Source organism: Enterococcus sp. ZQ21 (genome assembly GCF_030053755.1).
Classification (GTDB): Bacteria; Bacillota; Bacilli; order Lactobacillales; family Enterococcaceae; genus Enterococcus_B; species Enterococcus_B lactis.
Genome location: NZ_CP125658.1, coordinates 1,079,249 through 1,096,132, shown reverse-complemented (window position 1 = coordinate 1,096,132; position 16,884 = coordinate 1,079,249). Strand labels below are relative to the sequence as shown.

The 16,884-nt window shown below is 39.9% G+C and carries 12 protein-coding genes; 1 reads left to right on the top strand and 11 read right to left on the bottom strand.

Translation table 11 applies throughout. The annotated features are described in order from the left end of the window. Nucleotides 1-2: 2 nt before the first annotated feature. Both truB and QK255_RS05325 read right to left on the bottom strand, forming a co-directional pair. A complete protein-coding gene (gene truB, locus QK255_RS05330; RefSeq protein WP_002308909.1) occupies nt 3-926 on the bottom strand; it encodes a tRNA pseudouridine(55) synthase TruB in 924 nt (307 codons plus the stop codon). Between the two features lie 368 nt (nt 927-1,294). Continuing rightward, a complete protein-coding gene (locus QK255_RS05325; RefSeq protein ID WP_002342161.1) occupies nt 1,295-3,658 on the bottom strand; it encodes a phosphoketolase family protein in 2,364 nt (787 codons plus the stop codon). A gap of 114 nt (nt 3,659-3,772) precedes the next feature. Between QK255_RS05325 and QK255_RS13420 the strand changes: the two genes are divergently transcribed. After that, a complete protein-coding gene (locus QK255_RS13420; RefSeq protein WP_002390590.1) occupies nt 3,773-3,997 on the top strand; it encodes a hypothetical protein in 225 nt (74 codons plus the stop codon). 107 nt (nt 3,998-4,104) lie between these two features. Here QK255_RS13420 and rbfA read toward each other — a convergent pair whose 3' ends face one another. The 9 genes from rbfA to rseP all read right to left on the bottom strand — a co-directional run bounded on the left by rbfA (nt 4,105) and on the right by rseP (nt 16,839). Then, nucleotides 4,105-4,452: a 30S ribosome-binding factor RbfA gene (gene rbfA / locus QK255_RS05320; RefSeq protein ID WP_002308906.1), complete on the bottom strand. Its 348-nt coding sequence runs from the start codon at nt 4,450-4,452 to the stop codon at nt 4,105-4,107. Between the two features lie 26 nt (nt 4,453-4,478). Next, complete coding sequence (gene infB / locus QK255_RS05315; protein ID WP_002329342.1) at nt 4,479-6,779, bottom strand: translation initiation factor IF-2; 2,301 nt, start codon at nt 6,777-6,779, stop codon at nt 4,479-4,481. Nucleotides 6,780-6,791: 12 nt separating this feature from the next. Continuing rightward, nucleotides 6,792-7,103, bottom strand: a complete 312-nt coding sequence (locus QK255_RS05310) for a YlxQ-related RNA-binding protein (RefSeq protein ID WP_002342160.1) — start codon at nt 7,101-7,103, stop codon at nt 6,792-6,794. Continuing rightward, nucleotides 7,100-7,393, bottom strand: a complete 294-nt coding sequence (gene rnpM / locus QK255_RS05305) for an RNase P modulator RnpM (RefSeq protein WP_002288501.1) — start codon at nt 7,391-7,393, stop codon at nt 7,100-7,102. Before rnpM ends, QK255_RS05310 begins: the two co-directional genes overlap by 4 nt. A 21-nt stretch (nt 7,394-7,414) precedes the next feature. Continuing rightward, a complete protein-coding gene (gene nusA / locus QK255_RS05300; RefSeq protein WP_002329343.1) occupies nt 7,415-8,590 on the bottom strand; it encodes a transcription termination factor NusA in 1,176 nt (391 codons plus the stop codon). A 22-nt stretch (nt 8,591-8,612) separates the two neighbouring features. Continuing rightward, on the bottom strand, nt 8,613-9,086 hold the full coding sequence (gene rimP, locus QK255_RS05295; RefSeq protein ID WP_002308902.1) for a ribosome maturation factor RimP: 474 nt from the start codon (nt 9,084-9,086) through the stop codon (nt 8,613-8,615). A 143-nt stretch (nt 9,087-9,229) separates the two neighbouring features. Then, the gene (locus QK255_RS05290) at nt 9,230-13,582 is read right to left on the bottom strand and encodes a PolC-type DNA polymerase III (RefSeq protein ID WP_002342159.1); all 4,353 of its coding nucleotides are present in this window, start codon (nt 13,580-13,582) and stop codon (nt 9,230-9,232) included. Nucleotides 13,583-13,793: 211 nt separating this feature from the next. After that, the gene (locus QK255_RS05285) at nt 13,794-15,503 is read right to left on the bottom strand and encodes a proline--tRNA ligase (protein ID WP_002314809.1); all 1,710 of its coding nucleotides are present in this window, start codon (nt 15,501-15,503) and stop codon (nt 13,794-13,796) included. 67 nt (nt 15,504-15,570) lie between these two features. Next, nucleotides 15,571-16,839: an RIP metalloprotease RseP gene (gene rseP / locus QK255_RS05280; RefSeq protein WP_002338823.1), complete on the bottom strand. Its 1,269-nt coding sequence runs from the start codon at nt 16,837-16,839 to the stop codon at nt 15,571-15,573. Nucleotides 16,840-16,884: the final 45 nt, after the last annotated feature.

Here is a 16,884-nt window from a genome sequence, read left to right as displayed (position 1 = left end):
CGTCATTCCTCATTTCTCAATACTTTACTAGGTTTTAGTTTATTTTTTTCTTTCGGGTTTGGCTGATATATACTTACGACTTTGTCTTTATAAAACAAGGCAATTTCCTCTGAAGGCATTTCTGGGAGCGCAAATACAGTATAATCAAGTCTCATACCGTTTTTTACTTTCTGCCATACCTCATCAGTAATATCTACTCGTTTGAACCGTTCCACTCCTTTTTCAATTGGCAGCAAATACTCATCGATCGTACCGTTTTCTACAGCTTGAGCTACTTCTTCTAATGTTAACGCTTCTTTTTGGGCCATACCGGCACTTGCTGTTCGAGTGAGATCAGACATGTGTGCAGGGTAACCAAGTTTCTTGCCTGTATCCACAGCTAATGTACGGACATAGGTTCCTTTCCCGCATTCTACTTCGAAACGCCAAGAAATGGTTCCTGCCACTTCGTCTCTTGTCAGTTCACTTGTTCGGATAAAACGGTAAATTTGAGCCTTTCTAACAGGCCGATCCACTGGTTCATTATTCCGTGCATATTCATATAACCGTTTACCGTTTACTTTTACCGCTGAGTACATGGGCGGTATCTGGGTGATTTCACCAATAAATGAAGCCATCACTTCATCTATTTTTTCTTCAGATAAAGACATATCCACTGGTTTTGTTTCTACTCGTTCTCCGGATCGATCTTCCGTCGTTGTACTGAAACCTAGAGTCATCTCGCCCACATAAATTTTCCCAGAATCTGTCAAATATTCGATAACTTTTGTGGCTTTTCCAATACAAATAGGCAATACACCGTCTACATCCGGGTCAAGCGTACCCCCATGTCCGATTTTTTTCGTATGTAAGATTTTTCTTAATTTGAATACGCAATCATGACTTGTCATTCCGCGTTCTTTCCATAAAGGTAATAACCCGTCCATGTCTTTTCTCCATTTCATTTTTGATTTAACTGAATTATTATAACACATTGCATCTATTACTGACGAATTTGACATCATAATGAACGGTTTTTATTTTTCGGCAATAAAAACGTAACAAAATTCATGCTCATGTAAATAGAAATCATGTTATGCTTTTTTAAAGGAGGGAATAGAATGGAAGATTTTTTCTTTGCACCATTTGATTGGATTTATGGGTGGCTTACAGGTAAATAGATTGGTTCTCACTTCCCAAAAACGAAAAAAAAGACTGGTCATTCTTCCAGTCTTTTTTCCGTTTTTTTTTATTTATTTTTTCAGTTTCTTGATCAATGTAAAAAAATCTGTTTTTCAGGGTCGATTTTATCATTTTATTGGTCAAGATTTTTCCATTTCCAATCCAATACTTCTGGCAGATCAATACCATTTTCACGAATATAGTTTTGATGTTCTTGTAATTTCTGATCCATTTTTTTTGCAAAATCTTCTGCTTGACTTCCTTTGATTTTCAAAGCTGCATCTTTTGCCAAATGATAACGGTCAAGTTCATTTACCACACGCATGTCAAACGGTGTCGTGATATCTCCGTTTTCTTTGTAGCCATGAATCATTAAATGATGGTTATGACGATCAAAGAAAATCGTGCGGATCAAAGTTTCATAACCGTGGAAAGCAAATAAGATCGGTTTGTCTTTTGTAAAATATTTGTCAAATTCTTCATCGCTCAATCCACGCGGATCTTGACTCGGATGACGTAATTTCAATAAATCTACGACATTGATGAACCGGATTTTTAGTTTTGGGAATTCTTCCAGCAGCAAAGTCACAGCTGCTAATGCTTCTAAGTTAGATTCCGTTCCTGCAGCAGCAATGACCAATTCAGGTTCCTCCTCTTTTGCTGTCGAAGCCCAATCAATGATTTTCAAGCCTTCATTCACTAAGACGGCTGCTTCTTCTGCTGAGTAAAATTGAGCACGCGGATGTTTGGAAGAGATGATCAAATTAATTTTTTCTGACGAGCGGAATGCTTTGTCCATGACTGCGAGCAACGTATTTGCATCCGCAGGCAGATATTCACGGATGAACTCCGCCTTTTTTTCTGCCAAATGTGTCAATATTCCTGGATCTTGGTGGCTATATCCATTGTGATCTTGCTGGAAGACTGTTGAGCTTGCAATGAGATTCAGCGAAGGATAATTATTTCGCCAAGAAAGGTCACGTGATTTCCGCATCCATTTGAAGTGCTGAGTCAGCATAGAGTCAACCACTCGCAAAAATGATTCGTAACTTGCAAAAAAACCATGCCGTCCAGTCAGAACGTACCCTTCTAAGAACCCTTCATCTTGGTGTTCCGATAATTGACTGTCGATGACGCGACCAGATGACGAAAGCCATTCATCATTTTCTGGTTCGATTTTTTCCATCCATTGGCGATTTGTCGTTTTGAAAACTTGATTCAATCGGTTCGATTTTGTTTCATCTGGACCAAATATACGGAAATTTTCTGGATTTTTCTCAATGATCTCGCGAACGAATTTACCAAGTTCAGTCATATCTTCTGCTTTAACGGAGCCCGGTTGTTCAAATTGCAAAGTATATTTTTTCCAATCTGGCATAATAAGCGGTTTTGGATCGATCCCGCCATTGGTGATAGGATTTTTTGCCATTCTTTGGTCACCAGTGGGCGCGATTTCTCTGATTTCTTCTAAAATACGTCCTTGTGCATCAAATAATTTTTCTGGTTCATAGGATTTCAACCAACGGAGTAAAGCATCTGCATGATCCATATGTTCTTGATCTACAGGAATCGGTACTTGGTGTGCTCGGAAGGTTCCTTCAATTGGCTCCCCGTCCCATTCTTCTGGACCGGTCCATCCTTTTGGTGTGCGTACGATCAATACTGGCCATTTTGGCATCACGACATCTGTCGCTGTCTTCAGGCGAGCTTCTTTTTGGATGGATTTGATTTTCTCGATTGCTTGATCCATTTTTTCAGCCATAACAGGATTTAATTTTTCTGGATCATTTCCTTCAATAAAGAAAGGTTCCCAGCCAAGTCCGTTAAAGTAATTTGCTAATTCTCCATCTGATTTACGTGCCAAGATCGTTGGGTTAGCTATTTTAGCACCATTTAAATGAAGGATTGGTAAAACAGCTCCATCTATCGCCGGATTGATAAAGACATTTGAGAACCAGCTTCCAGCTAAAGGACCGGTTTCTGCTTCACCGTCACCAATCACGACAGCAGAGATTACTTCAGGATTGTCTAATACAGCTCCGACTCCATGTGAAAGAGAGTATCCAAGCTCTCCCCCTTCATGGATAGAACCTGGTGTTTCTGGTGCTGCATGAGAAGCAATGCCTCCAGGAAATGAAAATCGCTTGAATAATTTTTGCATTCCTGTCTCATCTTCCGTTACTTCTGGATAGATTTCTGTGTAACTTCCATCTAAATAAGCATTCGATACCATGACTTGTCCGCCGTGTCCTGGCCCTTCGATATAAAACATGTTCAAATCATATTTATTGATGATTCGGTTCAAATGGACATAAATAAAATTTTGGCCAGGAATCGTTCCCCAATGACCGATTGGATGTTTTTTGACATCTTCTGGTTTCAATGTACGTCTCAGTAAGGGATTATCTTTAAGATAAATTTGCCCGACAGAAAGATAATTGGCAGCACGCCACCAAGCCGTCATTTTATCAAAGTATTCTTTACTAGAATAATCCATACGTAACACTCCTTTTCATTATTACTCTTATTCTAGCGCAGATACTCCTAATTGAAACCTAATAAGCACTTCTGTTCATTTGTTTAGATTTTATATCTTGTCAATAACTTCAACGTGATTTTTCTTTTAACTGGCGGCAGACCGACAAATTCAAACTTTTATGGTGCAGGTTCCACTGATCTTCTAGTTACTTGGCTATATAACCTGACTGTCACTACAATGGATTACAATCTAGCTTCCGTCATCGGTATCTTGATCTTTATCTATATGCAAAAATTTATATACTATAGAAAAAAGAAAGTCGAATTTTTTACTTTTCTTTTTCTCTTTTTTAGTTAACTGACACGCCGCAAGACTAAAGTCATGGAACTCTTAAGTAATACGTCTTAATGAAAACAAAAAAATCCCGCAACCCCTGATTTCACAGGATTTGCAGGATTTTTTGATTAGTCTTTGTTCAAGTCACGAAGCAATTCATCGATATGGTTGCCATAGACAACTGATTCATCTAATTCAAAGGACAACTCAGGTGTTTTGTAAATACTTAGATTGTGCCCTAGCTCTCGACGAATCAATCCTGATGCTTTATCCAATCCTTCTTGTGCTTTTTTCTTTTCAGATGCTAAATCAGAAAGGATGCTGTAATAGATTGTTGCTTGTTGAAGATCGCCTGTTACGTGTACATCAGTGATCGTTACATCTTGCACACGAGGATCTCTTACTTTTTTACGTAGAATCGCATTGACTTCTTTTAAGATTTCTTGACCGACTCGGCGGTCACGATAGTTAGCCATAATGATTGGCCTCCTTTTATCAGTTTTTAGTCATTTTTGACTTCTTCCATGATAAATCCTTCAATTACGTCATCTACTTTGATGTCATTGAATTTTTCAATCATAGCACCGCATTCATAGCCCATTTTGACTTCTTTTACGTCATCTTTGAAACGTTTCAAACTTGCCAATTGGCCTTCGTAGATAACGATACCGTCACGGATCACACGGACACCGCTGTCTCTGCGGATATAGCCTTCTGTTACATACGCACCAGCGATCGTGCCGACTTTGGATACTTTGAATGTTTCACGTACAATCATTTGACCAGTGATTTTTTCTTCAAATTCAGGATCTAGCATTCCTTTCATCGCTGTTTCGATTTCATCAATAGCTTTGTAAATGATACGGTGTAAACGAATATCTACTTCTTCAGCTTCTGCTTGCGCTTTTGCTTGAGGTGTAGGACGGACGTTAAATCCAATGATGATCGCATTACTTGCTGCTGCAAGTGTTACGTCACTTTCATTGATTGCACCTACCGCTGAATGGACGATTTTCACACGTACGCCTTCAACTTCGATTTTTTTCAGCGAGGCAGCTAATGCTTCTGCTGAACCTTGAACGTCGGCTTTGATAATGACGTTAACTTCTTTCAACTCGCCTTCTTTCAAGCTTTCAAACAAGTTGTCCAAGGTTACACGGCTGCTTGCAGCACGGTTTTCCAATAATGCACGTTTTGCGCGTTCTTCACCCGCTGCACGTGCTGTCTTTTCGTCTTCGAAGACTACGAAACGGTCACCTGCTTGAGGTACATCATTCAAGCCAGTGATTTCTACTGGCGTTGCAGGTCCTGCTTCTTTATCGCGACGGCCAAGATCGTTTGTCATTACACGGACACGTCCGTAAGTATTACCGACAACGATTGGGTCACCCACATGAAGTGTTCCTCCTTGGACAAGTAAGGTTGACACAGGACCTTTACCTTTATCAAGACGTGCTTCAATCACTGTTCCGATTGCGCGTTGTGTTGGATCTGCTTTTAAATCTTCTACTTCTGCGACTAACAGGATCATTTCCAGCAATTCTTCGATGTTTTGGCCGAATTTCGCTGAGATCTCAACAAAGATCGTTTCGCCACCCCATGCTTCAGGAATTAACTCATACTCACTTAATTCTTGCATAACATGTTGAGGGTTTGCACCTGGTTTATCAATTTTGTTTACAGCGACGATAATTGGAACGCCTGCTGCTTTGGCATGGTTGATTGCTTCAACGGTTTGCGGCATGACACCGTCATCCGCAGCGACAACTAAAATCGTGATATCTGTGATACTTGCTCCACGTGCACGCATACTTGTAAAGGCCGCATGTCCTGGTGTATCCAAGAAAGTGATTGGTTTGCCATCAATATCAATCTGATAGGCACCGATATGCTGTGTGATTCCGCCGGCTTCGCCGCTTGTTACACGTGAATGGCGCAATGTATCCAATAAGGTTGTTTTCCCGTGGTCTACGTGTCCCATAATCGTTACTACTGGCGGACGTGAGACTAATTTGTCTGGATCAACTTCTTCTGACTCGAAGAATTTATCGATATCTGCAATATCAACTTGGACTTTTTCTTGTGGTTCCATACCATAGTCCGTGGCTAACAGTTCAATCGTATCTTTATCCAGTGCTTGGTTTTGATTGACCATGACGCCAAGCATAAATAATTTTTTAATGATTTCTGCTGGCTCACGATGAATTTTTTTCGCGATGTCTGCTACGTTCATGCCTTCAGTATACTCTAATACATCTGGCAATTCACGGAATTTGCGTGGTGGTACAGCTGGTTTAGTTGATTGTTGCTGTTTGCCTTTTTTACCCTTTTTATTATAACGATTACGGTTGTTATTATTAAATTTGCCGCGATTGTTATTGTTTGGTTTGTTGTTGGTACGGTTTTGATTGCCGCCTTGGCTCGTTCCTGGACGATTTTGACTGCTAGTGTTCCCCGTATTATTTTGGTTTGTTGTTGGTTTTTTTCCTTGATTCACTTGACCGCTCCCTTGACCGCGATCTTGATAACTGCGGTTATTTTTATTTTTTTGTTGATTATTTGTTGCTTCTTTTTTACGTTGATCGTTCGGCTGTTGATTGGCTGGTTTTCTGCTTGCTTGTTGTGCAGCTTGTTGTTTCGTGCTTGGGTTTTTGAACGCTTGTTGCAATTTCTTCTCATCACTGCTAGTAATCGCACCCATATGGTTTTTCACATCGATGCCAAGTTGTTGTGCTTTTTCCACGACATCTTTACTAGATTTTTTGAGTTCTTTTGCTAATTCATAGATTCTTTTATTGCCCATGCAATCACCTTCCTAACCTTCAATTAGCTCCTTGGTCTTCTTCGCAAATCCGGCATCCATTATTCCGAATACCTTGCGAGGTTTTCCGATCATCTGCGTGATTTCTGCTTCAGAAAATAGCTCAAAGCAAGGAACTTCATAGTATGAACTCTTATCTTTTATCTTTTTTCTTGTATTCTCACTTGCATCTGTTGCCACAAACACCAATTTTGCTTTTTGTTTGCGGATTTCAGCAACGGTCAGTTCTTCGCCCGTGATCAGTTTTCCCGCGCGCATCGCCAGACCCATGAGATTCATGGCTTTTTGCCGATTGACTGTGTTCATTTTCCAAATAACTCTTTACGTGCTTTTTGGTGAGTGACATAGTCAAGTAGTTCTTGATAAAACTCATCTGTTAAAGTTGTTTCGAGTACTCGATCGAGAATTTTTTTATCCCAAGCTTGTTGTACTTCTTCCGGCTCAAGTGAGACATACGCTCCTCGTCCAGGCATTTTTCCAGTTGGATCGATCGATACTTCCCCTTCTTTTGAACGGGTGATTCGGACCATCTCTTTTTTAGGTTTCATTTCACCTGAAACCACGGATTTGCGTAAAGGAATTTTCCTTTGTTTCATCTCTTTGCCTCCTTACTAAAGTTAAGCTTCTGGCTTTTCTTCGACCGTTTCATTATTGAACGCAATTGTTTCATACTCATCGTCTGTCAAATCTGACTGAACGATTGCTTCGTCATGCAATTCTTCTGTTTCGTTTTGTTGTTCTTGTTTTTCATAAAATTCCGCCATATCAGATTCTGATTTGATATCGATTTTATGGTTAGTCAATTTAGCAGCTAAACGTGCGTTTTGTCCACGTTTACCGATTGCTAACGATAATTGATAGTCTGGAACGACCACTGTGCAGGCTTTAGGATTGGTTTCATCAAAAATCACATCCATGACTTGTGCAGGATTCAATGCATTTGCAATGAATACAGCTGGATCTTCATTCCATTCAACGATATCCATGTTTTCGCCTTTTAATTCATTGACGATTGCTTGGACACGTTGTCCTTTTGGTCCAACACATGTACCGACTGCGTCAATGTTCTGATCGTTTGAACGGACAGCTACTTTTGATCGATCGCCGGCTTCACGAGCAATGCTGACGATTTCAACGATTCCATCATAAACTTCTGGGACTTCTTGCTCAAATAAGCGACGCAATAGATCCGGATGGCTGCGGCTAACAAATACTTGCGGACCTTTAGACGTATTTTCTACTCGAGAAACATAGACTTTGATACGATCGTGAGGTTGGTAAAATTCGTTTGGCATTTGATCTTGTTTAGAAAGAACTGCTTCTATTTTGCCAAGGTTGACATAAATATAACGTTTATCCTGACGTTCAACGATTCCTTGCATGATGTCTTTTTCATAAGCACTGAATTCGTTATAAATGATCGTTCTTTCTGCTTCACGTACACGCTGCAAGATAACTTGTTTAGCTGTTTGTGCAGCGATCCGCCCAAAATCTTTTGGTGTGACTTCAAAACGGATCGTATCACCGATCTCATATGCTGGATTAATCAAAAGTGCATCTTTCAATGAGACTTCCAACTGTGAATCCATCACTTCTTCCGTTACTTCTTTTACTGCATAGACATGGATCTTTCCTTTTTTCTGATCAAATTCCACTTCGACATTTTGTGCTTGGCCATAGTGGCGTTTGTATGCAGAAACCAATGCTGCTTCTAAAGCATCGATCACGATTTCTTTTGAGATCCCTTTTTCAGCTTCTAAAGCGTCTAACGCATTTAACATTTCTTTACTCATTTTTTCTGATTCCTCTCCGTGATTAAAATTGGATAGCTAAGCGAGCTTTTGCAATATTTTTTCGGTCAAAAGTCAATTCTTTTTCTCGTGTTTTTATGCGTATTTTCAATGTAAGCTGTTCAGCATCAAATGATTGAAGAAATCCTTCGTATTGTTTTTCGCCATCTACTGGTTGGTATAAGGAGACATGGACATAATCGCCAAGTGCCTTTTCATAGTCGCTTTCTTTTTTCAATGGCCGCTCTGCTCCAGGGGAGGATACCTCCAGGAAATAAGCTTGAGGAATCGGATCTGGATCTGCTGCATCAAGTTTTTCGCTCAGTTTCTCACTGACAAAGGCACATTCTTCGATATCGATTCCGCCTTCTTTGTCAATAAATACTCGTAAGAACCAGCTTTTTCCTTCTTTTACAAATTCGACTTCGACAAGTTCAAAATGTTGTTCATCTAAAATCGGTGTCACCATTTCCGTGACTGTTTCAACGACGCTACTCAAAAGTTTCGCCTCCTTAAAAATTAAGTGCGTAATTCCATTAAAAAGAGTGAGCGAAAAATCCGCTCACTCACAGTTAGTATCATTACCTATAAAAAATATACCATACTCTGCTTAAAATTACAAGCAGACAAGATAACAGATGCTTATAACATATCGAATAACGATAATTGGTTTTCGTCTGGTAAATCCTTCAATACACCATTATCGTTCATATATTCGATCAATGTTTTTGAAACTTTCCCGCGAGTAGCAAGATCTTCTTTAGATAAAAATGGACCATCTTTTCTTGCCTCAACGATTTGTTTTGCTACATTGGTTCCCAAACTAGGGACAGCTCTAAATGGCGCAATCAACGTATCTCCTTCGATAACAAAATTAACTGCATCCGATTTGTACAGATCGATCATCCCAAATTTGAATCCTCGCTCTAACATTTCATTGGCTAATTCTAGCACGGTCAGCTGATTTTTTTCTTTTACGGAAGCATCTAGCCCTTTGTCCGTGATTTCTTTCATTGCTTGTTTCACAGCATCTTTTCCTTTGCACATGGAGACTAGATCAAAATCATCCGCACGTACAGAAAAGTATGCACAGTAATACAAAATAGGGAAATATACTTTGAAATAAGCAACACGAAGAGCCATCAATACATAAGCTGCAGCATGGGCTTTCGGAAACATATACTTGATCTTTGAACAAGAATCGATATACCAATCAGGCACATTATTTTCTTTCATCGCGGATAGATAGGTTTCTCTCAATTCATCAGGAATCTTGTTCCATTGCCCTTTACGAACAGTTTCCATGATCTTAAATGCCATCCCGCTGTCTAACCCAGCATGAATCAAATAAACCATGATATCATCACGACAGCCGATTACTTCCGCCAATGTCGCATCCCCACGTCGAATCAATTCTTCGGCATTTCCTAACCATACATCTGTACCATGAGATAGTCCGGATATTTGAAGTAGTTCTGCAAAAGTTGTAGGATGTGTTTCTTCTAGCATTCCTCGAACAAAACGAGTGCCGAATTCTGGAATACCTAATGTTCCTGTTTTAGAATAAATCTGTTCCTGGGTTACCCCTAGTACTTCAGGGCCAGCAAATATTCGCATCACTTCCGGGTCATCTGTGGGAATCGTTTGTGGATCAATCCCTGATAAATCTTGAAGCATCCGTATAACAGTTGGGTCATCGTGTCCTAGAATATCCAATTTCAATACATTATCGTGAATTGAGTGGAAATCAAAATGGGTCGTTTTCCATTCCGAATTTTGATCGTCTGCTGGATATTGGATCGGCGTAAAATCGTAGACATCCATATAATCTGGAATAACGATAATCCCCCCAGGATGCTGACCAGTTGTCCGTTTGACTCCTGTTGCACCCTTTGCCAATCTGTCGACTTCTGCACTTCGAAACTGCAGATTATTGTCCCTTTCATAACCTTTTACATACCCATATGCTGTTTTATCGGCGACTGTACCAATCGTTCCGGCACGGTAAACATAGTCTTCACCAAACAATACTTTCGTATAGTTATGTGCTTCTGCTTGATAATCACCTGAGAAATTCAAATCAATATCGGGCACTTTGTCTCCATGGAATCCTAAAAATGTCTCAAATGGGATATCATGACCATCTTTATTTAAGCGTGCACCACATTTTGGACATTGTTTTTCTGGCATATCAAATCCAGAACCGTACGTGCCATCTTCAAAGAACTCGGAATATTGGCACTCTGGACAGTAATAATGGGGAGCTAAAGGATTCACTTCAGTGATCCCAGTCATCGTTGCAACAAAGCTAGAGCCAACAGAGCCACGTGAACCTACTAGATAGCCATCTTCATTACTTTTATGCACAAGTTTTTGGGCGATCAGATAAATAACCGAGAAGCCATTACCATTAATAGAATTCAACTCTTTTTCTAATCGTTTTTGGATAATTTCAGGTAACGGATCTCCGTACATTTGTTTTGCTTTTGTGTAACTCAATTCTGATATCTCATCTTCTGAACCTGGAATCTTCGGTGTATAAAGCTCATCTTTGACTGGAATCACTTCTTCGCAGATATCTGCGATTTTATTCGTATTATCCACTACGATCTCTTTTGCTGTTTCTTCCCCCAAAAAGTGAAAAGCGGTGAGCATCTCATCGGTTGTTCGGAAATGGACATCTGGCAAACTATGACGATTCAACGGATTCGCTCCGCCCATAGAATTGATCAAAATTTTTCGGTAAATGGCATCTTCTTCGTTGAGATAATGAACGTTACCTGTTGCAACAACGATTTTATCCAAACTTTTTCCGATTTCTACTAAGTTTTGGATAATTTCTTCCAAATCATGTTCATTTTTTACCAATTCTTGCTCGATCAAAGGTGCATAGACCGCTTTTGGCATAACTTCAATATAATCGTAGAATTTTGCTCGGTTTCTTGCCTCTTCTACCCCTTTTTGCATCATGGCTTCGAAGATTTCTCCCTTATCACAAGCTGAGCCGATCAATAGATTTTCCCGCATCTTTTTCAATTGGGAGCGTGGTATTCGCGGGACACGTTCGAAGTATTCGACATTCGACATTGAAATCAGTTTGAACAAATCTTTCAGTCCTGCCTGATTCTTTGCTAAAATCGTTACATGGAAAGGTCGGGCTCGTTTGTAAGAATCTCCTTCTCCGATATGCTCATTTAGCTGATCATGATAAAGCATGTGATGATTGTCCATTGCCTCTTTCACAAAGATCCAAGCTAAATGACCTGTTGCTTCAGCATCATAGATTGCTCGGTGATGCTGTTCCAAGCTGACACCAAATTTTTTGGATAACACACCTAATCCGAAACGTTTGAATTGCGGATATAGATATCTGGCTAATTCTAAGGTATCAATAACTGGATTGGCTGCTTCAGGAATGCCATATCTTGCGTAGCTAGTATTCAAGAATCCCATATCAAAAGCCGCGTTGTGGGCTACTAGAATTGTACCTTTTGAAAATTCAAGGAACATCCGCAAGACTTCTTCTTCTGACTTCGATCCTCGAACCATTTCATCCGTAATACCTGTCAAATCCACCGTTGTTCGGGATAAAGGATGTCCTGGATCGATAAATTCATCAAAGCTTTCGATCACATTTCCTTTGTACATTTTGACTGCAGCGAGCTCGATGATGGTATCGTATACCGCAGACAATCCTGTCGTTTCCACGTCAAATACGACATATGTGGCTTCGTTCAATGCTTCATGCGCATCATTATAAGCAATAGGTACACCATCATCTACGACATTCGCTTCCACACCGTATAAGATTTTCACGCCTGCTTTTTTCCCGGCACTATGAGCTTCTGGAAAGGCTTGTGCGCCACCATGGTCTGTAATGGCGATGGCACGGTGTCCCCATTTTCCTGCTTGTGCCACCAGATCAGAAATGCTATTCGTTGCATCCATCGTACTCATATTGCTGTGAACATGAAGTTCTACCCGTTTTTCCCCTTCAGGAGCATAATCTTTACGAGGGGTATGTTTGACTTCAACGATATCTTGGGCATTCATGACCAAATCACGGACAAACGTATCTTCTTGGATACTTCCACGTACCTTTAGCCAACTGCCGACACTGATCGCATCAAATATCTGTTCATCTTTTTCGCCATTTGAGAATTTTTTGACGATAAATGATGAAGTATAATCTGTGATTTTCAAAGTCAAGATCTTGCGTTTTGAGCGTAGTTCTCTGACTTCTTTATCGAACACATACCCTTCAAGAGTGACTCGCCGTTCTTCTTCGACGATATTGATCATTGGTGTTGTGGGCTCATCTGCTGGAATATTTCGTCCTAGCTGGATGGGTCCTTCAAGAGCTGGTGACTGTTCTTTTCTTTCTTTTTTCTTTTGCTCATGAACAACTAGACTTTCAGCTGCTTGCTTCATAAAGGCTTCTGCCTGTTCTTGTTTACGTTCTTCAAAAAGTTTCAATACACGTTCCGCTTGCTGCTCATCCACTTCTGGTTCGATACGAAATTTCGGGAATCCGTAACTGACGAACAACTCTTCTACTAACGGTAAGTATTGCTGTTTCAAATATGAAATAGCCCCTGTACTGTCGATTGGCAAGATGACTTTACGATCTTTTATCACAGGTACTTGCGTTTTCAATACTTGCTGTGCTAGTGGTGTATCGCATTGCTGATTTTCCAAAGCTTGGGCCCAGTAATCTTGCAAGAGCTGTTCATCGAATGTCTGGTCATCTGCTAAGATGTTCAATTTGACTTGTGCAATCTCTTTAAAAGCGAAAGTCAGATGCTGAGCCAATGACCGATACAGCATAATAGGCAAAATTTTAGAAAAATGCAGCGTAAATTCCCATAAACGCGATTTACGATGGACCACTACACTATCCATTTCACCAGCAGTAAGCAGTGGATGATTTTTTTCTGCTTCCTCTAGTTGGATTTGTTCCAACAGTTTTTCAAATAAATCTCGTTTTTCTGACAAAGATATACGCCCTTTCTGATGAGAAACTATGCAATTGATTACATCGTATCCTCTTCTTTTTCAGTACCTTTTAGTATACTCGTTTTTTCTGAGTTTTACATTAAAAAATTGGAACTGTGATTCACATCACAGTTCCAATTTTAAAAGCGAAACATCAGGTTGTCAAAAACAGCTGATTCAGCTATTTTACTTTTCTGTGTTTTAACGCTTATTATTCGCCTTGGTTCAAGAGGATTGGTAAAGTATTCGCCAATTCTTCTTTACGTACTTCAACCATTTCGCCAGTTTTCTTGATTTTCACTTCTACGATTCCATCCACTGCTTTTTTACCGACAGTAATTCTGATTGGACAGCCAATCAAATCAGAATCCGCGAATTTCACTCCTGCGCGTTCATTTCTATCATCAACCAGTACTTCATAGCCAGCTTTTGTCATCGCTTCTTCTAGTTCATTCGTCAAGTTTGTTTGGTATTCGTCTTTTAGATTCATTTGGACGATATGCAGATCAAATGGCGCAATTCCTTTTGGCCAATTGATTCCTTGTTCATCTGAATGTTGTTCTACGATTGCTGATAATAAACGGCTCACACCGATACCATAACAGCCCATAATCACAAATTTTTCCCGTCCGTTTTCGTCTAGAACGGTTGCTCCCATAGATTCACTGTAACGAGTGCCAATTTTGAAGATATGTCCGATTTCGATTCCTCGTGTAAAGGCAAGAACACCGTTGTTGTCTGGTGAAGGATCGCCTTCTTGTACAAAACGAAGATCTTCATAAGAAAGCACAGTGAAATCGCGTTCTGGATTCACATTTTTATAGTGGAATCCTGTTTCGTTCGCTCCAGTAATGGCATTCGCTAAATCTTGGACATAACGGTCTGCATATACTTTTACGTCATCTGAAACACCGATTGGTCCGACAGAACCAAACTCAGCACCTAGATATTTTTGTGCTTCTTCTTCCGTCGCTTCTTCTAAAAAGTCAGCAGATAGATAGTTTTTCAGTTTTACGTCATTGACTTCATGGTCTCCGCGTACCAAAACAAGGACAGGTTGTTCATCCGCAATGAACAATACAGACTTGATAATTTTTTGAGGTTCAACAGAAAAGAAATCTGCTACTTCATCAATTGATTTTACGTTAGGTGTAGCTACTTTCTCTAATTCAAGCTGTGTTTCATGCGATTTTTTTGATACATAGTAGCTTGTAGCCATCTCCAAGTTTGCAGCATAATCACTTTCAGTCGAATAACAGATCGTATCCTCCCCAATCTCTGAGATCGCCATGAATTCCTTTGAGTCTTTTCCGCCCATTGCGCCACCGTCTCCGATGATCGAACGAAATTCCAAACCGCAACGCTTGAAGACTTCGGTATAGGCTTTTTCATAATCTTTATATGTTTCGTCTAAACTTTCTTCTGTTGCATGGAAAGAATACGCATCTTTCATGATAAACTCACGTCCGCGAAGCAAACCAAAGCGAGGACGTTTTTCGTCACGATACTTAGGTTGGATTTGATAAAGATTCAAAGGTAATTTCTTATACGAATTGATTTCATTACGCATCAAATCAGTGAAAGTTTCTTCGTGAGTTGGTCCAAGAATCATTTTTCGATCATTACGGTCCTTGAAACGATACAAGTTTGGGCCATATGTTTCATAACGTCCTGACTCTTCCCAAAGTTCTGCTGGTAAGATGGCAGGCATCAGCATCTCTACCGCACCGATTTTTTCAAATTCTTCCCGCATGATACGTTTCAGCTTTTCTAACACACGATTTGCTAATGGCAGATAAGAATAGATACCCGCTGATACTTGACGGATATATCCAGCTCTTAGCAAGATTTGATGACTTAATACTTCTGCATCATTTGGAACTTCACGTAATGTTGGAATCAACATTTTTGATTGTCTCATTCTATATACTCCTTTATTTCCTCAAAATAGTTATCGTTTGTTATTATACCCTATTTGTCAACTTTTTCTAGAAAAAGAATCGTTGAATATCGTTCCATGTAACTAGCACCATCAACAACATTAAAAATCCAAAGCCAGCTAATGTCAATATTCCTTCTTTTTCTTGACTTAATGGTTTCCCACGAATCCCTTCAAAAATATTCAACACTAATTTCCCACCATCTAAGGCAGGGATTGGAAGCAGATTGACGATTCCCAGGTTCATTGAAAGAAGCGCCATCAAACCAATAACAGTTGTTACACCTTGGTTTGCTGCTTCTGAAGACAATTGGTACATCATAACAGGCCCGCCTAATTTATCTAAACTAAAACCTGTAAACAGTGAACCTAAGGCTTTGAAAATTTCTAATGAACCGCTAAAAGCTTGACGTGTTCCGCCGATGATCTTATCCATAAAACCTGTATTCATTGGGGCTTGTATGCCAAGTTGGCCAACTTTTTCGCCATTTGACTCTACAGATTTCGGTGTCACGTCGACAGATTGCATCTTACCTTCTCGTTCGATCTCAAAATCTAATGTTTTACCTGGATTTTTCGTGATGACTGTTGTCAAATCGTTCCAAGAGTGGATTTCTTTACCGTCCACACTAACTACCTTATCATTTTCTTTTAAGCCTGCTTCTGCCGCAGCACCATTAGGGATAATCTCTCCTACACGATTAGTATTTGTCACTTGAACACCGCCTTGCATGAATGCAAGAATAATGAATAACACGATTGCCAAGATAAAGTTATTCATCGGACCGGCAAAATTGGTCAGCATACGCTGCCACAGTTTAGCCGATTGGAACTGTACATCTTTTGGTGCAATTCTGATTTCTGTTCCGTCGGTTTCAATAATCGTCGCATCGTGATCGACAGGATAGGTCACTACTTCTGTTTCATCCCCATTCACATAACCAGTGATAGTCAGCTCATCTTCTAAATCATAACGGCTCAATTCCATCGGGATAGCATTTGTCAATTGGATTTTCTTACTTAAATTTATCTTCTCTACGATGCCGTCAGAATTTAGTAAAAGAGAAAGAGGCATACCTGGTGCCATTTCTGTTTCATCATCCCCATTGCCTGCCATTCGAACATAACCGCCAATAGGTAATAGGCGAAGCGTATATGTTGTCCCGTCTTTTGCTTGATGCCCATAAATTTTCGGACCCATACCGATAGCAAATTCGCGAACGAGGATTCCTGATCGTTTCGCAAAGAAGAAATGACCAAACTCATGAACAATCACTAATATACCAAAAACAATGATAAATGTTAGTATCGTTTTCATAGCTTTTTTCTCCTTTACTTGTTTTTTGTGTGTTTTTTTAAACAA